This is a genomic window from Candidatus Brachybacter algidus (genome assembly GCF_016707225.1).
Lineage (GTDB): Bacteria > Bacteroidota > Bacteroidia > Chitinophagales > Saprospiraceae > Parvibacillus > Parvibacillus algidus.
The window spans coordinates 927,412-949,921 of record NZ_JADJID010000001.1 but is presented as its reverse complement, the minus strand read 5'-3'; the positions used below and the strand labels follow the sequence as shown (position 1 = coordinate 949,921).

Here is a 22,510-nt window from a genome sequence, read left to right as displayed (position 1 = left end):
TTAGAATACAGTGATATCAATGTTTTAAAGCCATTTAACTAAATGAACAGTATACAATATTTAGGCCATTCATGCTTCCTCCTCACATTGGGAGGTAAACATATAGTTGTAGATCCTTTTATCCGTTCAAATGCCTTAACGGAAGGATTGATAGAAGTGGATGAAATAAAGGCTGATTTTGTATTGTTGACTCATGGTCATAGCGATCATGTAGAAGATGCAGAAGAGTTATCCCTTAGGAATGGAGCACCAATAATTGCAAACTTTGAAGTAGCAGCTTGGTTTGAAGACAAAGGATGCCAAACTCACGGTATGAATTTAGGTGGTCATAAGGATTTTGGCTTCGGAGATGTTAGGTTGGTCACAGCTGTGCATTCAAGTACTATGCCTGACGGTAGTGATGGTGGCAATCCAGGAGGATTTCTAATAAAAAGTGGTCCTGACACCATTTATATTTCAGGAGATACAGCACTAACTAAAGAAATGGAGTTGATCCCTGCATTTTTTGGTAAGCCAACGATTTCAATATTTCCGGTTGGAGGTTTTTTTACGATGGACTATAAAGATGCACTTAATGCAGCCGATTTAGTTCAGTGCGGACTTGTTGTTGGTTGTCATTTTAATACCTTCCCTCCTATCTCCATCCACAAAGAGGAAGCTGTACAATATTTCTCAGATCATGGTAAAACTTTAATATTGCCTGAGATCAATCAAATAATTAACTTGTAATCAATGGGTAAGGTAATTGCAATAGCAAACCAAAAGGGAGGTGTAGGAAAAACTACGCTAGCTATCAATCTGGGTGCATGCCTGGCATTGATGGAATACAAGGTCCTAGTCATTGATGCTGATCCCCAGGCGAATACCACTTCAGGAACTGGAATTGAAAAAGAACAAATCGTTCATACAATATATGATTGTTTTTTGAACGAGACTCCTGCGGCAGATGCAATAGTAGTTTCTGCAACACCAAATCTCTCAATATTACCTTCTGATATCAACCTTGTCGGTGCTGAACTTGAACTGGTTAGTAAGTTTAAGCGTGAATTTATAATGAAGGAATTCATAGAGCCAATTAAAGATCAGTACGATTTTATCTTCATAGATTGTTTACCTTCCTTAGGAATTATTACTGTCAATTCGCTGACTGCAGCTGACAGTGTTATTATTCCTGTTCAGGCAGAGATCTTTTCGCTTGAAGGACTAGGAAAATTAAAAAATACGATCAATCTGGTCAAGAAACAATTAAATCCCGAGTTAATCATAGAAGGTATTGTGCTTACGATGTATGACAAACGATTGAGACTTGCTAATTTGGTCATTGAAGAGGTTAAGGAACATTCAAAAGACCGTGTTTTCGACACTATTGTGCATAGAAATTCAAGGATCAGCGAGGCTCCGTCTGCACATCAACCTGTCATCATGTATGATGCAGGGAGCAAAGGAACAATCAACTTCATCAACCTTGCCCACGAATTTTTAAGTTATCAGAACATTACTAAGCCGGATCTGGCACTGAAGTAAATTATTATTCATCTACTCAGCAAAACAATTAATTTGAAAAAGAAAGAATTAGGAAGAGGTATCAGAGCCTTACTAAATAACATGGAATCGGAGGATGAAACGCCAACATTGGATACCGTGAAAGAACTCTCGGGCGGAATAGCAATCATAGCACTTTCAGAAATTGAACCTAATCCAACCCAACCTAGAACAAGGTTTAGTGATGCGCAACTTAAAGAGCTCGCTCAGAGTATAACTAGCTTTGGAATTATTCAGCCGCTGACACTAAGAAAAATTGGAAGAGATAAATTTCAAATTATTGCTGGTGAAAGGAGGTTTAAAGCAGCTCAATTAGCAGGGCTTAAAGAAGTCCCAGCCTATGTTCGTTTGGCAAATGACCAGGAATTGTTTGAAATGGCACTTGTGGAGAATATACAACGGGAAGATCTTAATGCCATTGAGATCGCTATTAGTTATAAAAGATTGATGGAAGAAACAAACCTTACTCAAGATGTACTTTCTGAAAGAATTGGCAAGGATCGAAGCACAATAGCTAATTATGTCCGCCTTTTAAAGTTGTTACCAGATATCCAAAATGCTGTAAAAGAAAAACAAATATCCATGGGTCATGCAAGAGCCCTTGCAGGCATCGATGATATTGCTCTGCAGTTGGCGTTCTATAAACAAGCAGTGAGTAATCGATGGTCTGTAAGGCAATTGGAAAATAATATACGCGAGCATTTCAATAAGAAGACCGGGCAAAAATCAACTACAAAAGTTGAAAAGGATCCAATCATTGAAAGTTTAAAGGAAAAGCTCAAGATGCAATATGGCTTAAAAGTTCAAATCGATAGGAATGAGAAAGGTCAGGGTTTTGTAAAAATTTCATTTAACTCAAACGATGAATTAAATCAAATTCTGGACGTTATAGATAAATAACTGCGGACCATGTATTCTTTTTTTCTTTATAAATCCTATATTATAATTTTATTTCTTGTCTGCATTTCCATTTTGGGCAAAGCGCAGATAAGTGATTCGCTATTAATTAAAGGAGATAGAGGTACGAAGGAAATATCCACCTCTGATACGATAATAGCATCCAGTAATTTAGGTGTAGACCTTAGAACTCCCCGCACAGCTATGTTAAGATCCGTAATGCTTCCCGGATTAGGGCAATTCTACAATAAGCAATATTGGAAAATACCGGTATTGTATGGGGCATTGGGTGCACTTTTCCTTGCAGCCCAATCAAATAGCCGTAACTATAGAGAATTTAGGGATGCTTATTTATTGGAAGTACAAGGCTTGCCTAATAAGTATTCCGGAGCAAATATTGCTTCTTTAAAACAGTATAGAGATGACTACCGGAAGAATATGGAGCTTAGCTACATTGCCATGGTAGGTATTTATGGGCTTAATGTTTTAGACGCATTTGTCAGCGCTCATCTAAAGTCGTTTGACATCAGTGAAGATATTGGAATGATCATTAAACCTAAATTTGAAAATATTGATCTAGGTTATTCAAATATACCTTCTGCCGGTATTTCGATAAATATAATGCTACATTAGTCCTAGCAACTTAATGTACTTCATGATCTCACCTGGATTCGAAACTTTAAGTTTTCCTGTCATAACTGCCATCATAGGATTTGTCTCTTTATTCAATAACTCATTGAATAACTTATCCGATGCTTTGATTGTTGATTTTGCATCTCCGATTAATCCTTCGGAGACTGACATCTGGCCTTCTTCTATCTTTAAAGTATAGATCCCACCAGCATCCCCAGAGATATCGAAATGAAGATTCGTATTTACGCCTTCCAACGCTTCAGGCGCGACTTTGAGGGGTAACTCATCCAGAAATTCCTTTATTGACTTCATTCTTAGTTTAATTTGAAATCGTTAACAATTTTCACTCTTTTAAAGTTCAATTGAAAGATTAATCAACCAAAATAATCAGGGTTAAGATATTTCTATCAGATACATAACACTTTGATCAACATTGGTATTTCTCTGACTCCGTTTCAATCCCGGCACCCAAAATATTTCATCATTATTTACAAAAACAGGCTGCAATTGCTTTTCAAGATAATCTAATTTCGCATTAGTATAGACATCTTGGAGTTTTTGAAAAGAGCCATTCATGCCAAGAGATCTGATTTTATCACCATTTTGTTTGATTCTTATGGTAATGCTCTCTTCAAGGTTGGAAGCAATAAGCAAATACTGATTTTCTCCAAGATCAGTGACTTCCTTTTCTACGACTCTAATAGTAACACGACCAAACCAAAGATCTTTAACGCCATCTTTTAGAACTACATCTGAAGAAAAGTCAGGTAATTGTTTATTAAGATAGACTATCTTTTGTCTGTCACTGTAAGCAATTGAGCCGTCCTTGCCAATTAATTTAATTCCACTTTTATTGATATACAAAGCATGTATCATATCATCGATATCAGACATAGAGAACGTTCTTTTTTCTAAATATTCTCTCACAATAAAAGGAGTCAGCTCTTTATCGGTCAATGAGTCCAACAATAACTTACTTCCATAATCATGTGGCTTTGTGCAGATTTCTAATTGTGCTTCCACCTTTTTTTGAACATATTTATAATATTCATTTATAATATTCATCGTAACGCCAACATTTTCCTTAAAACCCGGAAATTGTGAGGCCATTAATGGCAATGCTTCATTTCTTACAAAATTACGTTTGTATTTAGAATCTAAGTTAGAACTATCATCACGGAATGGTATATGAAGAATCTTACAAAAAGACAACAGATCTACCTTGGAGGAACTTAGAAGTGGTCGAATAATCTTACCATTACAAGGGGGTATACCTTTCAGCCCCTTTAACCCACTTCCCCTTCCTAGGTTAATAATGAAAGTTTCTATTTTATCATCGAAATGATGGCCTGTTAGAATAAAATCAAATTGATGTTGTTCGGCTAATTCATAAAAAAAATCATATCTCAACTTCCTGGCAATTAATTGTATAGATTGTTTCTCCTTATGTGCTATAGTCTTGGTATCAAACTGCTTAATGTAGACAGGTATATTAAGGTTTTCAAAGAGATTGATTACCATATTTTCATCACCATTGCTTTCCTCCCCTCTTAACATGTAATTACAATGAGCGATAGCTATTTTCATGCCATTCATTATTGATAATTGAGCCAGAGCCATCGAATCGCTACCCGCACTCAATGCTACCAAATATGACTTATTTCTGTAATCTTCACCCGCGAGCGAACGCATACTTTTGTTAAACAGTTGTGAAAGATGCTTAATATATGGATTCATGTTACAATTAAATATAATATTTAAAAACAATGGCGTAAATTAGCACGAAGTTAAAGCTAATGTCCTAAACAGCTTTAATTATATCCACCTTATCATAATATATTGTCATCATAAATATTTAGCAAAATAAATATCAAATATCAAGCTATGTCTAAATTAAAATTATTAATCCTTACACTTTTCCTTGCATCTGTTTTTTATGATTGCAAGAAATCAGAGACTACGAATGATACAATTGCCTCACAGTCAGACACTTCAAGAATCCAACAGAGACAATACAAAGAAGTTGGAGATGTCCCTATGGCTCAAGAAGAAGAACCTGCTTTTCGTCCTACATTGCCATTGGAGCAAGCTGCATTTAAGGGATCAACAGCAGAGGAACAAAAGCGATTAGAAAATGAATTCGCTTTTATGTTTGAAAAAACCTGGGTAGTCAATGGTCGTGTACGCGCAGGAGATGACAAACCACAAGAAAACAAACATGAAATATATAAATTTCAAAAAGATGGAAGTTATACTTTTTCGATGGAAGGACAAGAAGGAAAAGGAACATGGAAAGGATGGATGAATGACCAAGTGCCCGTCATGACTATATTTCCTTTGGATTTAAAAGAAAAGGTAAGTGAATGGAATGTAAAAAATACCGGAAAAACAATGATTTGGTCAGGTACATCGTCTTATAAGGACAATCCTTTCATGATACAATTTGTAATAAAATAATACATATTAACAATTTTATTTACATTTGTCTTATATTTAAAATAATCGTAATATGTCTAGCCAGAAAGAAGCAAATAATTTAGCATCACTTTTTCTAATTTTATGCATTCTATTTCCATTGAATAATATCACTGCTCAAACTGATAATTCGATATTTAGCGTGCGAAAAGCTTCACTGAGTAAAGATGTCTTGGAATATAGTCCCATCCATCTTGACAATCAATGGATCTATACACAAATAGATAATGAAGGTGTTATCATGTCTTCACTGGGAAGTAATAAAAACACCCCTATAACAGGTTTTAATCTTAGAAAAAGCATAGTAACAGGGTTTGCAAAATCATATCAAGGTGGTTTAATAGCTATTTCTTATGGTGACAATAAAACCAATGTCCCAGCAAAATTAAAAAACAACAAAATTTGGTTTGCATATCAGGATAAAAATGGTTTTGCTTCAAAATATTTTGAATTTGCCTTGAACAGCAGCAATTACTCATGCACTACCCCATTTATAAGTAATGATGGTACAAAATTATATTTCAGTTCAGATAAACCCGGTGGTTATGGGGGATTCGATCTATATGTATGCGATTACAGAGGAAAAGAATGGAGTACACCCAGAAATTTAGGACCGATAATCAATACTGAAAATGATGAAGTATATCCCAATCTTGTAGATAATATTCTCTTCTTTTCAAGTAATGGGCATGGAGGTGCCAGAATGGACATTTTTATTGCTGATATGGGCAATGATAAAGGAAGATTGGTCATTAATGCAGGAAGTCCAATCAACTCACCTGCAGATGACTATTCAATGACATTTGATAATAATACTCGAACGGGATATTTTCTTTCTGATAGAGATGGTGTAAATGGAAAAGTTTTCGAAGTCACAAATGAAAAAAAGTTATTATTAATCAACATTAAATCCAATGATGATAAGAAGGCAATTAGTGGAGCAAAACTTGATCTATCAAGATGTAAGAAAAATCCTATGTACGCTAACAGCAAGGGTAGTATTATTTTGCCAATGTCAATTGGTGAGAATTGCTTTGTGCAGATCGGAAAAGTTGGTTATAATGCCACTACTTTAATGATAGATTATAATGAAGTTGTAGGGTTAAAAAAGGCCGTTGATATTTACTTATCTGAAGAAGGTGTATTTTATAAGGGAAAAGTAACAGATGAAAATGGAGGTCCTGCAGTTGAAGTTGAACTCTCAATTATTGACCAGGCTACTGGTGAACTTCAATATGTCTTTACTGATGAAAATGGCGCCTACAGTGCGGCTTTAGAGCCACTATCTTTCTATTTGATCAGAACCAAGAGCCTATACTTCGATCAGAAAGAAACAAAATTTGCTACTCTGGCTGAAGTGCCTCAAACTATACTTGGTTCTATTCAATTGCAATCAAACGGCAAAAAGCAGTCAGCCCTTCAACCCATCAATATTGATGATATAAAAGTAGTAGAAAAAACAGAACCTACAAATTCTCAAACAAGTGGAAATTCAGTATCGGATTTCGTAGAAGTAGAGGCAACTAAAAAAATCGAAAATGCAAAGGGTCCAGAAACGAATGTCAGTCAAGCTCAAAAAATAATGGATGAAAATGACAAGAAAGCTTCGATAGAAACTAAACCTGAAGTTATTTCCTCTTCTGATCAACCAGAATCTGTAATTTCCGACAAACCTACCATCATAGAAGCTCCTAAAGAAAATAAAATAATGGAAGGCGTAAAATATGCCATCCAATTGGCTGCAGTTTCAACAGATAATACAAACCTTAATCCATACATAGAAAAAACTCAGGGCAAAGGTCAAGTTTATTCAGTAAAAGAAGGAAACTTTAATAAGATACGACTAGGGTTTTACGAAACCCGTGAAGATGCTATCGCGATGCGTGAAAAATTACCAGCTGAACTTAGAAAAGGCTTCATTGTTGAAGTGAACAAACGTGAAGCAGAATCTGTCCCTAAAATTATTTTGGATGAACAAAAAATAATAAAAAGTGCTCCAAAGTCAATGCCCAAAACAATTGATACTTATAATGAACCAATAATAACAAAGGTAGCTGAACCCAAAGTAGAATACAAGATTAGGCTTTCTACACTTCGAGATCCAAAACTGTTTAATGGCTCCAAAGTAAAACAGTATGGACTTGTTGAAGAAGTATTAACAGGGAATCTTGTAACCTTTTATCTATCCGGTTTTGAAAATAAAGAAGAAGCTAAAGAAGTTATTGACAATGTAAAGGAGTCAGGTTTTCCGGCTGCTCAAATAGTGAAGTTGATGAATGGGGAGTATTCGATAGATAATTAAGGAAAAGCGCATTAGCGTGTTGGCACATTAGCGCGTTAGCTTGCTTTGTAAAATTTGATACTCTGGGTTAATATGTAAGTTAAAAAGAGAGAATATCTTTTGTCCAAGAATTTATAAGTTCATTGATCAGGCTGATATAGAAAATAAAATTCATACTTTAGGGACTTTCGAGACTTGTCCCTACAGTATGAATTTTATTTTTTTATACTTCCTCTAATCAGTGTATCTAATCAAATTAGAAGATTAAATCCATCTACTCCAAACCAGTCAACTATAATACTATCCATTGGTTAACTATTATATTATCCACTGGTTAACTATAATACTTCATCCTGATACCCTTACTTCAACAACTGCAAAAACTCATTCCTTGTCTCCACATTTTTAAACTCACCGGTAAATGCGGATGTTGTGGTTTTGCTGCTTTGCTTTTGGACTCCTCTCATCATCATACACATATGTGATGCTTCAACTACTATAGCTACTCCATGTGGGTTAAGCGTTTGATCAATTACATCAAGTATTTCTTGAGTTAACCTTTCCTGTACTTGAAATCTCCTGGCATATACATCAATGACTCTTGGCAATTTGCTGAGACCAACTATATAACCATTGGGAATATATGCTATATGTGCTTTACCATAGAAAGGGAGTAAATGATGTTCACACATTGAATAAAACTCTATATCCTTAACGATAACCATCTCATTATAAGATTCCTTGAACATTGCGGATAAAATTATATCTGCAGCATTGTGGTTATATCCGCTGGTAAGAAAATCCATTGCTTTAGCAGCACGTTCCGGCGTTTTGATTAAGCCTTCCCTTTCAACGTCCTCTCCTGAAAAAGAAATTATATCAGAATAACGATTCTTTAAATGGCTTATTTTTTCTTCTTTTGTAAATGATTCTTTCATTAATATCAATTAATTCTTTGCTTAAATAAATTTAACAACTCTTATATCAAAAAAATTAAGGACTTGAGTATTTATGGGTATACAACGGTAAAAAATGTAAAAGGTTTGAGGAATATAAATTCATATTTGACTACTTTGCGTTATGGTTTCAGAAATGGAGTTTATTGCAGCGTTATTCGGAGTGATTAGTGTATGGTACAGTCGAAAAAATGATATATTAGTTTATCCCACAGGCATCATAAGTGTGCTTCTTTATGTGTTCATATGCTACGAATATAAGTTGTATGCAGATGCCGGGCTAAACGTATATTATTTTATAATGAGCGTCATCGGATGGGTGAATTGGACTAGAAAAAAATCTGAAACATTCGTTTTTCCAATTAGTAGGTGTGATATAAAAGAATGGATTTATGGATTATCAGTATTCATTTTAGTATTGATAGCACTAATTTTAATTCTGACACATTTCACAGATAGTACGACTATAGTCGCTGATTCAGTTGTGTCATCTTCAGCAGCAACAGCAATGTGGTGGATGGCTAGAAGAAAACTAGAAAGCTGGTATGCTTGGACAGTCTCAAACATCGTAGCAATTCCACTCTTTTTTTATAAAGAATTATATTTCACTGTTGGTCAATATATTGTTTTTCTTGTGCTGGCTATCTGGGGCTTTTACACTTGGAGATCCATGATCAAAAATGATAAAGAAATTGGAACATTATAAATTTGTTATTGTAGGTGTTGAATCAACAGGAAAATCAACATGCGCTCACAATGTCGCTGTTCACTTTCAGGCAACTCTTGCGACAGAATATGCCAGAGATTATCTTGAAGAATTTGGTAATGAGTATGATTATGAAGACTTTATTAAAATTGCTAATGGGCAATTAATAAAAGAAAAGAAGGCAGAATCAAATAAGAATAACAAAATAACAATATTTGACACTGACTTTATAGTAATCTACATTTGGGCAAAAATCGTATTCAATAAGATTGAACCCTGGATCATAGATAGAATCAATGAATATAAAGATAGGATCTATTTTGTAATGAGTCCAGATGTTGCATGGCTCAATGATGGATTAAGAGAATATCCTGACCTTGAGGTCAGGAAGAATATACACAGCCAATATGTTGAATTACTTAACAAATTAAAATTCCAATATTATATCATTGAAGGAAATGATCATGAAGCAAGAGAAAAAGAAGTGATCGCTTGCATTAGCCGCATAATGGCTTAGTTCAATACCTTCTTCACAACATTCCTTTTTCGCTTCTTCTGAAATAATTTTTGTATAAATCTAAAAGATCCTAATACAAATAATAAAATCAGTATTCCAAATAAGACCGGGATCAAAAATGACAAGAATGTAAATACAGCGCTCATTATATTTTCAACTGTGGAATATATTGGGTTCGCAAGACCTGCCGTTGAAGCAGTCGTTTTTACCCGCCAAAAACCCATGATGCTGTTAAAGCTTACCGCAGTGCCGCCACCAATAATTATAGATAGAATATTGTCAATATATACAGGCATATCAGGAATAACTGATGACATACCAATTATCCCTGCAGCAAATGCAAGTGGCGTAGCCACAAGATCCAAGATATGATCCACCAATGGAATATAGTAACCTAATATTTCCACCAATGTAGCAATTCCTAGAATGATAAGGACTGTATTACCATCAAGCCATTGGAATTGGATACCAAAATCAATAAAATTGAGGTTTTTAGAAAGCGATATCAGGAAAAAAGGCAAGAATATACGGATTCCTGTAGCAGCACTTAAGCCGATACCCAATAAAATAGGGATAATCCAATGTAAGATAGATGCCTCCAATATTAATTTGAGAATTCGTTTATAGTTCTGGATATTATCTCACAGCAGTCAAGTATTTCGTCTTTTGTGATCACCAAAGGTGGAGCAAAACGGATAATATTGCCATGAGTTGGTTTCGCAAGTAATCCGTTTTCACTCAGTTTAATACAAATATCCCAGGCTGTTGAGCTGTCTTCACTGTCATTGATCACAATGGCATTAAGAAGGCCTTTTCCCCGAACTTCAGCTACAAGATCATTAGAATCTACAAGCTTTTGAATTTCAGAACGGAACAAATTACCCATTTCCCCAGCTTTACTTGCAAGATTCTCGTCAAGGACCACTTGCATCGCCTCCATCGCTACAGCACAAGCTAGAGGATTCCCTCCATAGGTCGAACCATGTTGGCCGGGTTTGATAGTCATCATAATAGGATCATCAGCCATCACGCATGATACAGGAAATACACCTCCAGATACCGCTTTTCCCAGGATTATAATATCAGGTCGAATATTAAGTAGATCGCATGCCAACATTCCACCAGTTCTGGCTATGCCGGTCTGAACTTCATCCGCAAGAAAAAGAATATTTTTTGCTTTGCACAATTCAAAAGCTTGCTGCATATAAATATCATCCGGAACCCGCACTCCAGCTTCGCCCTGTATGGGTTCAATTAGAAACCCGGAGACATTAGGGTCCTCAAAAACTGATTTTAAAGCATCGATATCATTAAAAGGGACTTCAATAAATCCTGGTAGGAATGGTGCATATCCTCCCCTACTATCCGGATCCGATGAAAGACTCACAGCTGTCATGGTTCTACCATGAAAATTGCCTTCAATCACTACAATTTTTGCCATACCCATCTCAACTCCCTTTACTTCATATGCCCATTTGCGACAAAGTTTTACAGCTGTTTCAACTGCTTCAACTCCGGTATTCATAGGCAGAAGTTTGTCATAACCAAACAAATTGGTCATAAATTCTTCGTATCTACCAAGAATGTCATTATAGAATGCACGAGATGTAAGAGTTAATTTTGAGGCTTGATTAACAAGAGCTTTGATAATGCGGGGGTGGCAATGGCCCTGATTTACAGCAGAATATGCCGAAAGAAAATCATAATACTTTATATCATTTACATCCCAAACATGAACACCTCGACCTCTGCTTAGGACTACCGGGATTGGATGATAATTGTGTGCACCATACTGATCTTCAAGTGCAATATAGGAAGCTGTATCCTGTTCAATAGTGGAAATCATAGGGAATTATTTGTATGTCAAAGGTAGCAAATTACTTCAAAATAGAAATAATTTAAATAAATTAGGATTTAACTAAGAAACTAATGGTTAATGTATAAGAAAACTATTGCCTGCATATTTATGCAAATAACTTAACTCTTAATTGGTAAATAATGGTAAAAAATAAATGCCCGAAAACAATTCGGGCATTTATTTTTACTTAAAATTTATTCTAACTTTCAATGTAGTAATAAGTTTTTTTTAGATAATTCGCGATTAGCCATTTCAGACTATGCTTCCATATAATCCTCAATTGGCGGACAAGTACATACTAAATTTCTATCACCAAATGCATTGTTAACCCTTCCTATTGAAACCCAGAATTTCTGACCATGTTTCAAATACTCAAGAGGATAAGCTGCTTTTTCTCTGGAATATGGCATTTCCCATGTATCATTAGTTAGTAATGGCAATGAATGCGGAGCATTAGAAAGTACATTTTGCTCAGTATCCGCCCTGCCATCTATGATCTCTTCAATCTCTGTAAGTATAGATAACATTGCATCGCAAAATCTGTCCAACTCATCCTTACTCTCGCTTTCAGTTGGCTCTATCATGACAGTTCCTGCTACAGGGAATGATAAAGTAGGTGCGTGAAAGCCATAATCTATTAGCCTTTTAGCAACATCCTCAGCACTTACTACGTGCTTGTATGGTCGTAGATCAACTATCATCTCATGAGCAGCCCTTCCTTGTGCCCCGGAATATAAGATCTCATATCTTTTCTCAAGACGTGCTTTAATATAGTTTGCATTCAGAATTGCGATCTCAGTTGCTTTTTTAACACCCTTAGCCCCTAGCATGCGAATATACCCATATGATATCAACAAAATGCTTGCAGAACCGAATGGCGCTGAGTTTACAGCGTAATCCCCATCCAAAACTACATGACCTGGCAAAAATGGCTTTAACTTATCATTACAGCATATTGGCCCCATTCCTGGGCCACCTCCTCCATGAGGTATAGCAAAGGTCTTGTGCAAATTAAGGTGGCAAACATCTGCTCCTATAGTTCCCGGATTCGTTAAACCCACCTGTGCATTCATATTAGCACCATCCATATAAACAAGACCTCCATTTGCATGTATTGTATCACAAATTTCCTTCACGGCTACTTCAAACACACCAAAAGTAGATGGATATGTGATCATCAAAGCTGCAAGTTTAGCTGAATGCTCTACCGCAAGTTTTTTGAGATCTTCTATGTCTATATTTCCTTCTTCATCAGTTTTTATTACTACCACTTTCATTCCTGCCATCACTGCAGACGCAGGATTCGTGCCATGGGCAGACGAAGGTATTAGAGCTATATCACGATGTATATCACCTTTATCTTCATGATACCGTTTAATTGCTAAAAGTCCAGCATACTCTCCTTGAGCTCCAGAATTTGGCTGCAGCGAACATGCAGTAAATCCAGTAATTGTGCATAAATAAGTGCCAAGATCTTTGATCATTCGATCATAGCCCTTCCATTGGGACCTTGGGGCAAAAGGATGAATATTGGCAAACTCAGGCCATGACACAGGAATCATTTCTGAAGCTGCATTAAGTTTCATAGTACAAGAACCCAATGCAATCATGCTATGAACCAATGATAAATCTTTGTTTTCCAAAGATTTCATGTATCTCATGATCTTTGATTCGGTATGATGACTATTGAAGACACTATGCGTCAAATAATCTGAAGTTCTGGAGTTTTCCATAGATATACAGCTATTTAGTGAGACTGCCAGATCCTGAACCTTTTCTTCTGTGCTTTCAATTCCAAAAGAATTCAGAATATCAACTAAATCCAAAAAAGTGGTAGATTCATCAAGAGAAATTCGAATTCCATTTTTAGAATACCCAAAATTGATGTTGTTGGCTTCCGCACGGGTCCTTATCTCTTGTGATGAAGAACCGCCACATTTAACAAACAAAGTATCAAAAAATTCTTTGTTGACTTGATCATATCCATCCTTAATAAGAACAGCATTCAATGTGCAAGCCAAAGTATGGATATTTGTTGCAATTCTTTTAATACCTTCCGGTCCATGATATACTGCATACATTGCAGCCATATTGGCTAATAATGCCTGAGCTGTACAAATATTAGAAGTTGCTTTTTCTCTTTTGATATGTTGCTCTCTTGTTTGCAATGCCATTCTCAAAGCACGCTTGCCATAGACATCAACTGATACACCAATTATTCTACCTGGAATAGCACGTTTGAACTCCTCAGTAGTGGAGAAAAATGCAGCATGAGGGCCACCCATTCCCATCGGTACACCGAATCTTTGTGAATTACCAAGTACTACATCAGCTCCCCATTCTCCGGGAGGAGTTAGTAAGGCCATTGACATAAGGTCAACTGCTACTGCTATATAAATATCCTTTTCTTTTAATGCAGCGGCGAATGACTTATAAGACTCAATGCTTCCATCGATATTAGGATATTGAAGTAATACACCAAAAGCATTATCTGCAATGCTATCTGACTTCCAATCAAATTCAACTACATCAATATTTAGCACCTTACATCTAGTCTTCACTACATCTAATGTCTGCGGAAAGACTCCTTTTTCTACATAAAATGCATTGAACTCTTCATTCTTTTTATTTTTTGCTGCATAAAACATGTGCATGGCTTCAGCAGCAGCAGTGCCTTCATCTAAGAGAGAGCCATTTGCAATAGGTAAGCCTGTAAGGTCAGAGATCATTGTCTGAAAATTCAACAAGGATTCAAGACGACCTTGAGCGATTTCAGCTTGATAAGGAGTATATTGAGTATACCAACCCGGATTTTCAAAAAGGTTCCTCAATATTGGGTATGGCACCAATGTATGATTGTAACCCTGACCTATGTATGTTTTGAATATCTGATTCTCTGAACCTATAGTTTTGACATGCTCTAAATATGCTGCTTCTGATAAAGCCTCAGGTAAATCCAACTCTTCTCGAAGACGAATAGAATCTGGCACAGTTTCATTAACTAACTGTTCCAAAGAGCCGACACCTATGATATCACACATTTCCTGAATCTGTTCTTCAGATATGCCTAGATGTCTGTCTTCAAAATTTGAATCCTTGTAATTCATATATAAAATATTGTTATATTAATTGATTAATTGTATCGTCAAAAATAAAAAAAAAGCCGCAACATTTGATGTTGCAGCTTTATTTTATTCAATTATTCAAAGAACAGATTAGACTGTCTTTGGTTTAGCTTGTCCGATAACAGTTTTAGGTCTGATATCAGAAACCATATCATGTACTACAGCACCTGCGATGAATACTGAAGAGTATGTACCTATCGCAATACCAATCATGATTCCGAAAGTAAATCCTTTGATACTGGAGCCTCCGAATACAAACATGATCGTCATCACCATGAAGGTTATGAAAGAGGTGATAATTGTTCTACCTAAAGTACTATTGATTGAAGCGTTGATCACTTCTGACTTACCCTGACTCAGATATTTACCCGAGAATTCACGAATACGGTCAAAGATAATAACGGTATCATTCATTGAGTAACCAATAACTGTAAGGATTGCTGCAATGAATGCCTGATCAATCTCCATTGAGAAAGGTACAATTCCATGGAAAATGGAGAATATCCCTAATACTACCAAAGAGTCATGTGCAAGTGCAATGATAGCACCAAGACTATATTGCCATCTGTTAAATCTGATAAATATATATACAAATATCGCTAATAAGGCAAGAATTGCTGCCTTAAATGAACTTGATTTTATATCATCCGCTACCGTAGGACCTACTTTAGAGAAGCTCGCAACGTGCGTGCCATTGCCATCAGGCTTTTTAAATTCCTCAAGGTCAACCTGACCTTTTGTCAAATTCTGAACACTCGCATGTATTTTGGTAACAACTTCATTACTAACCTCAGGATTAGGATCTTCAATCTTGTATGAAGTAGTTATGTTATAAGTGTTTTTAACATCTACTGCTTTCACTATAGGTTCACCACCTAACTCAGCTTTAAGTTGAGTTCTGAATGCTTCAGTATTAATATCAGTTCCTTCAGCGAATGAAACGTTGGCGCTATATCCACCTTTCATATCCACTCCAAGTTCGAAACCTTTTGTGAATATTGAAATTAAACAGATTATAGATAATCCTATCGAGAAAGCATATGCTTTTTTGCGAAGGCCCATCCAGTTTATATTAGCTCCATGAAACACTTTATCTGAGAATGAAGTTGAGAACTTCAACTCCTTACCCTTTCCTGTCCACCAGTCTGTAATCATTCTTCCAACAAGTACAGCTGTAAATAGAGAGCAAAGTACACCAACTATCATCACCACTGCAAATCCTTTTACAGGACCTAGTCCAAAGTATGCAAGAATTACATTCGTGAATAAAGTAATGATGTTCGCATCAATGATGGCAGAATAAGAATGTTTGAAACCTTCCGAAATAGCATTCTTCAATGCAAGTCCATTTTTAAGTTCTTCTTTAACCCTTTCAAATATGATTACACTGACATCGACGGCTATACCCATTGTAAGTAAAATACCTGCTATACCCGGTAAAGTTAAAACTGTACCTTTTGATGCCAATATTCCAAAAATAAAGAACATGTTAAACAACAACGTAATGACTGCTATGAGACCCGCAGTGGAGAAATATGCTATCATGAAAGCAACAATGAATAGCAATCCTATAAGTATAGCTATCATTGATTTATTAATGTTTTCCTGACCAAGAGATGGACCGACTAAAGATTCTTGCACGATTCTTGTACCTGCTGGTAATTTACCAATTTGAAGAATGTTTGCAAGGTCTTTGCCTTCCTGAACTGAAAAGTCACCTGATATCTGAGAATCACCTGAAGTAATCGCATTGTTAACTCTTGGTGCTGAAACCACTTCATCATCTAGTACGATTGCTATTTCTCTATTCTGATCTGCAGCCGCTTTAGTAGTCATTTCGCCCCACTTCTTAGAACCCTCTTGGTCCATTCTTATAGATACAGCAACTTGATGCGAGGTCTGATCTTGTGTTTCTCTTGCATCTACTACTCTATCTCCTTCCAATGGCGCTTTACCTGAGCGCGGCATTTTCACAGCATATAGTTGATATTTGCTTGTGTATTTAAATGTTTCTGGATCTTTGTTAGGTTTTGAAGCCCATTTAAATTGCAGATCATTAGGGAATAATGCTTTTATTTCAGGCAAATTCAAATAATCCATCACTGCTTTTTTCTTATTCTTATCAGCAACACCCATTACAGCCAATGGAAAAGAAATTCCTTTAGATGTAGCTGAGTTTGGAGTAAATATTTTAAAAAGCGGACCACTTGCCTGGTTGATATTTGAATTGGGTACATCAACAATTCTCATCGTCGAATCAATAACAACGCCAAGACTGTCTGTCTTTTTATCCCATATAGTGTCCTTTACTGTCGCAGGAATTTCAACGGCAGACGAATCACCTTTCATTGTTTTAAGGTATTTATCAGCATTAGTCAACCCTTCAAGTACTCCGGGATCTGATGCTCTATAAACATCGAAAAATTCAAGTTTCGCGCTGGCTTGAAGAAATTTTCTCGCACGTTCAGGATTATCCACACCTGGTAATTCTACCACGATCATATCTCTACCTGCATCCAAAGAAACATTCGGCTGTGTTACACCAAATTTATCTATTCTATCTTTTAATCTTTTAAAAGTAAGATCAACAGTTTGTTTAGCCTTTTCTTGCAGTACATTTAAAACCTGAGCATCCGAAGCATTTGGCTTCAAGTCATTTTTTAAAGACGGGCTTTTAGAAAAGATAGATGAAAGTGTTTTTCCACCTGAAATCTTATTCCATTCTTCACCAAATGCAGTAACAAAGCTAATTTGCTCTGTAACCAGCCTTTTTTCTGTTTTATTTAATGCTTCCAAAAAAGTTGCATCTTTACTTTGATTGGACATTGATAAAAGAAAATCTTTCAAATCCACCTGCAAAACAGTACTCATACCACCTTTTAAGTCAAGACCTAAAGCTAGTTGTTGTCTTTTTAGATCATCGTATGAGTAACTTTTGATACCAGGGATACTAAAAATAGTTTCACTGGACATTGAGTCAAGAAAAGCGATTCTTGCTTCTTTGTACACCTGGTCCCTTGATTCAGCAGGAGCTGCAGCAGCTGCTATTTTTGCTTTGGCATCAGCATTGCTTTCGACTCTTGATGTTGGCCAATAAAAAACATATTGGAGCAAACAAACCAGAGCGATCGCAACTAGAAAAAATTTTATTATTCCTTTACCTTGCATTTTTTAATTTTTTAAAATCTATTTTCGTTATCTAAAAAACATGTCTGACAGAAAACCAAAACACAATGAAGTTCAATCTGTATGATAGTTTCAGGCATGCCAATGTATGTCCTTTTTCTAAGGCGGTGCAAATATATAAATTATCTTTATAAATAATAATAGAAATGTAACTAAATACCTAGTAGCGCGTCCTAAAATAAATTAATTTACAATAAGAGGGAACGAAATGTGATTTTTATTTGTCTTCTTAGCATATTTATATAACTAAAATTTCTTAAACAACATAAATTATAAAAAGTATGGGTTTATTTTCATTTTTAAAAGGATCAGGAAAAGACGATCTTAAAAAGAAGGAAGCAGAATTAGCTGCCAAAACAGCTGTTGACGAAGCTAATGCAACAGCTCAGCAAGCAGTTTTTCATTCACAAAAGGTTCTGTGGCTAGAAAGCATAGTTACTAATCTGAATATTCCTGTCACTGATTTAGCCGTGCAATTGGATGGCGATACAGTAACAGTCAGTGGAAGTGTCGCTACCCAAGCTGAAAAGGAGAAAATAGTTCTTGCTCTTGGTAATGTGAATGGGATCGCTGTTGTAGACGACCAAATGACAGCAGAGACGGTAGAAGATGAAAGCAATTTCTACGAAGTAAAATCGGGAGATTCATTATCTAAAATCGCAAAAGCTTACTATGGTGATGCAATGAAGTATCATAAAATTTTTGACGCTAATAAACCGATGTTATCTGATCCTGACAAAATATATCCAGGCCAGACTCTCCGTATACCAAAATTATAAATTATCTGCTCAAATCTCCTTTTCATAAAATATTTGAAGAGGTTTGGAAGATTAAGAATTTTAAAAGCTGCTATTTGGCAGCTTTTTTTATTTCCTATTATGAAAGTACGTAGAGGCAAAGAGGCAAATAGTTCCAAAGCCCATTAAAACACTCATTTTCACTAAAAATCTACTCCAAACTATGCCTCTTAGGAAGACATCCTGGACCAAACTTAAACTCCAGTGCAGTGGTGATAACTTTGCAAGACTTTGCATCCAATGAGGTAAAACCTCTATTGGTATCCAGATGCCTCCGATAGCCGACATCAATATTATCGTGATGGATCCAAACATCATAGCCTGATGGTAAGTATTAAAATAACTTCCGATCAGCATACCAAAGCTTATTGCACTGAAAGTAATCACAACTGCTGCCAAAATCACATTCCACCATTCATGACCAATATCCAGCCCAGGCAATCCAAAATATGGAAGGACCATAATACTAATAGTCAATAGAAACAAAAACTGAAATATACCGAAACAGGTGTATAAGAGCACTTTCCCATTTATTATATCAAAGTAACTACCGGGAGACATAGCTATCCTTAATCTACTCCCTTCATTTTTCTCTTTGATGTAATTGCCTGAAAGTGGAATAACAAGAAAAAAGATGGCAAAGACAATCCATGCCGGCACATTGTGCTGAACGGAATTCATAACCAGTGATTCATTTTTTAGTCTACCAAGATTTTCCTGGGTAATAGAATTCGCAAGAACTTCATGAGTGTCAATTATTCTTTCTGAAGAATTATTTGTATTATTAGAAGATATCTTTTTGAAGAGTAGATCAAATTGCACTTTGAATAGCATCCTTTCTAAAGCATTTTGCACCGCCATTCTAAAAGTATTTTTAGCAACCGGATCGAATATCAAAACAACACTTATAGAATCAACTGCAGGACGCACCGGAATTATGGCTGGATTTCCCATGTTTTGACCAATGACATTAACTATTATGTTGGTCTTATTGACCATCTCAGCATAAGTTCCTTTCTTAATAATCACCCCAACCGGATATTTACCTTCAGAAATCAATTGTCTGGCTTGGTTGGTATTAATAGGTTTATCATTGAATTGATCAATCAACGTAAATTGGCCAGAATGAATAAAATGACTTTTCAGTGAATCTCCCAAAGGTTTTTGATCATCATCTGACCACACAAGGTTAAATTTTACGTCTTGATAATCTTTAAAAGGAACATCCTGGATTATGGCCATGACTATAATAAGTATCATAGGCATACCCAACAGCATCAACAGCCCTGGCCAATCCCGAAGCAATAATGTTCCTTCTTTAATAAATGTAGCTATGACTCTTTGTATGTTCAATCTCTGACTTTACTACCGGTTAATGATAAAAACAACTTCTCAATACTTGAACTTTGAGTATCATTTATTAATGATTGAGGACTTCCATTACATAACATTCGTCCATGATCCATGATAAAAATATTATCGCATAATTCCTCAGCTTCACTTAATAAATGACTAGTATATAGCAGTGTTTTACCCTTGAATTGTAAATCTTTTATAACTTCATGAATAAGAGCACGACTCTGGATATCCACGCCTGCAGTAGGTTCATCGAGAATAATAAACTCAGGATCATGCAAGAGACCAGCAATAATATTGGCTCTTCTATTCATACCTCCAGAAAAATGCTTTATTTGCTTTTTAAGATGATCCTTAAGATGGAGATATTCAGCATAATATTCAATTCTATTTTTAATCGTATTCTTTGCAAGTGAATACAATCCGCCATAATACTTTAAATTCTCTGACAATGTTAAGTCTCCAAAGAGTCCATCTTGCTGTGGGACAAAACCTATCTGGTTCTTATTAAGATCTTGAGGCTCCGAACCATTTATAGACTGATATACTTTTCCGGTTGAAGGCTTAATAAGACTGCAAATAATATGTATGAGTGTGCTCTTACCTGCGCCATTAGGCCCTAACAGACCATTTATCTTTCCATTTAGAATGATCATAGAAACATCAGAAACTGCTTCCTCTTGTTGATTATTATATTTAAAGCTAACGTGATCCAGTATGATATCCATTCCTATATCATATTATTTTAACTTGCCCTAGACGTTTGAAGAAATCTACTTCCCTCTCCCCTATTAAGGCAAGCTTATCCCCTATTTCCACAAAAGTATTAGATTCAGAAGAACGACTTTTGATGATCTTTGCTGAATTATATGCAAAATCTCGCCACATATCGCCGATTTCTGTCATTTCTGTTGACAACTTTGCCAATTCATTATTCTGAATAAGTTTACTGGATTCTTTTAAAAAGGCAGCATACATAAAACGAAATCCTCCACCTCCTGTACCAATTTCTTCTTGCATTCTTATTAGATTACCCAGAGCAAGAAGGCTTTTTCTATCTCCAAGTGTCTTTGGATAATTTTGAAGCCTTTTTGCAAGGTAACCAATAGCCTTTACTCCAATAAATCCGACTGGTGTCCTATTTATTAGAAATGAAGTTCTTTTCAATCCCCTTCTTATAGCATCCTTTAAGTCAACATCTTTATTTGGGAGTGATTTTATATAATATAATTTTCCAGATGGTTGAGGAAAACCTTTTGCATAGCGCGCTTTGAGTAAATCATCTTTATGCAGCCTCTTTACCTCATGAAGTACAGGATCACCAACTAAATACTCATCACCTTCCTTTCCAAAGATTACTATATTATGAGCATTAAAGTGAAATCTATATGCATCAGGAAGGTAAGGCAAATAGTAAACACTGCACATAATTCCGACTGGAATATTCTTTTCAAGTAATTTATCCAGGGCTTCCATGGATTTATGAGGTGAACTGAATTTCTTTGTCACCACTTCAGCTCCCAATAGCTTCATAGTTCTGTTGAAAATCCCACCAGGCCATATTCTGTAACTTGTTGCTGAGATCCCATTGAGTTTAACAAAAGGCAAATGAATAAAAAAGATACCACTACCTATCCCAAATACCATTGGTTCAGAGAGTGAAAGTCCCTGGTGAGCCAATAAGTTTACAGTAACACCTGATTCACAATGAGCTGACTGAGTATGTTTAAAATTCATTATAATTTCTTTTCCAAATTGTGGTTTGACTTATAAAGGTCGATGTCCTTTAATTCTTCAACAGTAATCCCGAAAACGTCTGCATAGTTTTTCAAAGTTGTTACTCCTAAATTATTAAAAACAACAGGCTTAAAGTGTCTTCTTACCTGCCATTGCCATTTATTCATGTAGGATGATAAAATGCTAATATCAAGCAACTTTTTCTCCATGTAAAAAGGAATTGGACTGGTTTTACCGCTTTTAACATCATTTTCAGCTTCTAATATTTTCAATTCAACTTCTTCCCAAGCCTGCTGTAGAGCAACTATTTCCGGTTCCCAACCAACAGATTGAACGGTAGTATATTCTTCACCATCCGTGGCATATTTAAGCAACCCATCACCAAATTTATCACCATAGATAGATGTTTCATTGTCTTGAGGGACCTCATTTTTCTTCATTGCT

Annotated in this window: 20 protein-coding genes; 9 read left to right on the top strand and 11 right to left on the bottom strand. The window is 35.8% G+C overall.

Annotated features, from left to right (window positions below):
- Positions 1 to 42: 42 nt before the first annotated feature.
- From IPI15_RS03930 to IPI15_RS03915, 4 genes are read left to right on the top strand one after another with little or no spacing between them, the layout of a single operon-like run.
- On the top strand, positions 43 to 729 hold the full coding sequence (locus IPI15_RS03930; protein ID WP_287419259.1) for a metal-dependent hydrolase: 687 nt from the start codon (positions 43 to 45) through the stop codon (positions 727 to 729).
- A gap of 3 nt (positions 730 to 732) precedes the next feature.
- A complete protein-coding gene (locus IPI15_RS03925; RefSeq protein WP_287400854.1) occupies positions 733 to 1,524 on the top strand; it encodes a ParA family protein in 792 nt (263 codons plus the stop codon).
- Positions 1,525 to 1,557: 33 nt separating this feature from the next.
- Complete coding sequence (locus tag IPI15_RS03920) at positions 1,558 to 2,442, top strand: ParB/RepB/Spo0J family partition protein (RefSeq protein ID WP_287400852.1); 885 nt, start codon at positions 1,558 to 1,560, stop codon at positions 2,440 to 2,442.
- A gap of 9 nt (positions 2,443 to 2,451) precedes the next feature.
- Positions 2,452 to 3,072: a DUF5683 domain-containing protein gene (locus IPI15_RS03915; RefSeq protein ID WP_287419258.1), complete on the top strand. Its 621-nt coding sequence runs from the start codon at positions 2,452 to 2,454 to the stop codon at positions 3,070 to 3,072.
- Here IPI15_RS03915 and IPI15_RS03910 read toward each other — a convergent pair.
- Both IPI15_RS03910 and tilS read right to left on the bottom strand, forming a co-directional pair.
- Positions 3,064 to 3,384: an SCP2 sterol-binding domain-containing protein gene (locus IPI15_RS03910; RefSeq protein WP_287400849.1), complete on the bottom strand. Its 321-nt coding sequence runs from the start codon at positions 3,382 to 3,384 to the stop codon at positions 3,064 to 3,066. The two genes, IPI15_RS03915 and IPI15_RS03910, sit on opposite strands and share 9 nt — an antisense overlap.
- Positions 3,385 to 3,465: 81 nt before the next feature.
- A complete protein-coding gene (gene tilS, locus IPI15_RS03905) occupies positions 3,466 to 4,809 on the bottom strand; it encodes a tRNA lysidine(34) synthetase TilS (RefSeq protein ID WP_287419256.1) in 1,344 nt (447 codons plus the stop codon).
- Positions 4,810 to 4,956: 147 nt separating this feature from the next.
- Here tilS and IPI15_RS03900 point away from each other — a divergent pair, with 147 nt between their 5' ends.
- Together IPI15_RS03900 and IPI15_RS03895 are read left to right on the top strand one after the other, a co-directional pair.
- A complete protein-coding gene (locus IPI15_RS03900; RefSeq protein WP_287419254.1) occupies positions 4,957 to 5,529 on the top strand; it encodes a hypothetical protein in 573 nt (190 codons plus the stop codon).
- Positions 5,530 to 5,581: 52 nt separating this feature from the next.
- Entirely contained in the window at positions 5,582 to 7,849 is a 2,268-nt protein-coding gene (locus IPI15_RS03895) for an SPOR domain-containing protein (protein WP_287419252.1), read from the top strand.
- Between the two features lie 341 nt (positions 7,850 to 8,190).
- Here IPI15_RS03895 and folE read toward each other — a convergent pair whose 3' ends face one another.
- Entirely contained in the window at positions 8,191 to 8,766 is a 576-nt protein-coding gene (gene folE, locus IPI15_RS03890) for a GTP cyclohydrolase I FolE (protein ID WP_287400845.1), read from the bottom strand.
- Positions 8,767 to 8,920: 154 nt separating this feature from the next.
- On the opposite strand from folE, the gene pnuC reads away from it, so the two are divergent.
- Positions 8,921 to 9,490, top strand: a complete 570-nt coding sequence (pnuC, locus tag IPI15_RS03885) for a nicotinamide riboside transporter PnuC (RefSeq protein ID WP_287419250.1) — start codon at positions 8,921 to 8,923, stop codon at positions 9,488 to 9,490.
- Complete coding sequence (locus IPI15_RS03880) at positions 9,477 to 10,007, top strand: AAA family ATPase (protein WP_287419249.1); 531 nt, start codon at positions 9,477 to 9,479, stop codon at positions 10,005 to 10,007. The genes pnuC and IPI15_RS03880 overlap by 14 nt, the downstream gene beginning before the upstream one ends.
- On the opposite strand, the gene IPI15_RS03875 is transcribed toward IPI15_RS03880, so the two are convergent.
- The 4 genes from IPI15_RS03875 to secDF all read right to left on the bottom strand — a co-directional run bounded on the left by IPI15_RS03875 (position 10,004) and on the right by secDF (position 18,158).
- A complete protein-coding gene (locus tag IPI15_RS03875; RefSeq protein WP_287400842.1) occupies positions 10,004 to 10,609 on the bottom strand; it encodes a DUF4126 domain-containing protein in 606 nt (201 codons plus the stop codon). The genes IPI15_RS03880 and IPI15_RS03875 overlap by 4 nt on opposite strands.
- A 2-nt stretch (positions 10,610 to 10,611) precedes the next feature.
- Positions 10,612 to 11,853: an ornithine--oxo-acid transaminase gene (rocD, locus tag IPI15_RS03870; protein WP_287400841.1), complete on the bottom strand. Its 1,242-nt coding sequence runs from the start codon at positions 11,851 to 11,853 to the stop codon at positions 10,612 to 10,614.
- 269 nt (positions 11,854 to 12,122) lie between these two features.
- Positions 12,123 to 14,972 carry an aminomethyl-transferring glycine dehydrogenase gene (gcvP, locus tag IPI15_RS03865; protein WP_287419248.1) on the bottom strand — a complete coding sequence of 950 codons (2,850 nt, stop codon included), beginning with the start codon at positions 14,970 to 14,972 and terminating at the stop codon, positions 12,123 to 12,125.
- A 108-nt stretch (positions 14,973 to 15,080) separates the two neighbouring features.
- Positions 15,081 to 18,158 carry a protein translocase subunit SecDF gene (secDF, locus tag IPI15_RS03860; RefSeq protein WP_287400839.1) on the bottom strand — a complete coding sequence of 1,026 codons (3,078 nt, stop codon included), beginning with the start codon at positions 18,156 to 18,158 and terminating at the stop codon, positions 15,081 to 15,083.
- 299 nt (positions 18,159 to 18,457) lie between these two features.
- Between secDF and lysM the strand changes: the two genes are divergently transcribed.
- Positions 18,458 to 18,955: a peptidoglycan-binding protein LysM gene (gene lysM, locus IPI15_RS03855; protein ID WP_287400838.1), complete on the top strand. Its 498-nt coding sequence runs from the start codon at positions 18,458 to 18,460 to the stop codon at positions 18,953 to 18,955.
- Between the two features lie 87 nt (positions 18,956 to 19,042).
- On the opposite strand, the gene IPI15_RS03850 is transcribed toward lysM, so the two are convergent.
- From IPI15_RS03850 to IPI15_RS03835, 4 genes are read right to left on the bottom strand one after another with little or no spacing between them, the layout of a single operon-like run.
- Positions 19,043 to 20,326: an ABC transporter permease gene (locus IPI15_RS03850; RefSeq protein WP_287400837.1), complete on the bottom strand. Its 1,284-nt coding sequence runs from the start codon at positions 20,324 to 20,326 to the stop codon at positions 19,043 to 19,045.
- Positions 20,323 to 21,057, bottom strand: a complete 735-nt coding sequence (locus IPI15_RS03845; RefSeq protein WP_287419246.1) for an ABC transporter ATP-binding protein — start codon at positions 21,055 to 21,057, stop codon at positions 20,323 to 20,325. The genes IPI15_RS03850 and IPI15_RS03845 overlap by 4 nt, the downstream gene beginning before the upstream one ends.
- Positions 21,058 to 21,064: 7 nt before the next feature.
- Positions 21,065 to 22,066: a BtrH-related acyltransferase DarH gene (gene darH / locus IPI15_RS03840; RefSeq protein ID WP_287419244.1), complete on the bottom strand. Its 1,002-nt coding sequence runs from the start codon at positions 22,064 to 22,066 to the stop codon at positions 21,065 to 21,067.
- On the bottom strand, positions 22,066 to 22,506 hold the full coding sequence (locus tag IPI15_RS03835; protein WP_287400833.1) for a DarG family dialkylresorcinol biosynthesis protein: 441 nt from the start codon (positions 22,504 to 22,506) through the stop codon (positions 22,066 to 22,068). Before IPI15_RS03835 ends, darH begins: the two co-directional genes overlap by 1 nt.
- Between the last annotated feature and the right edge of the window lie 4 nt (positions 22,507 to 22,510).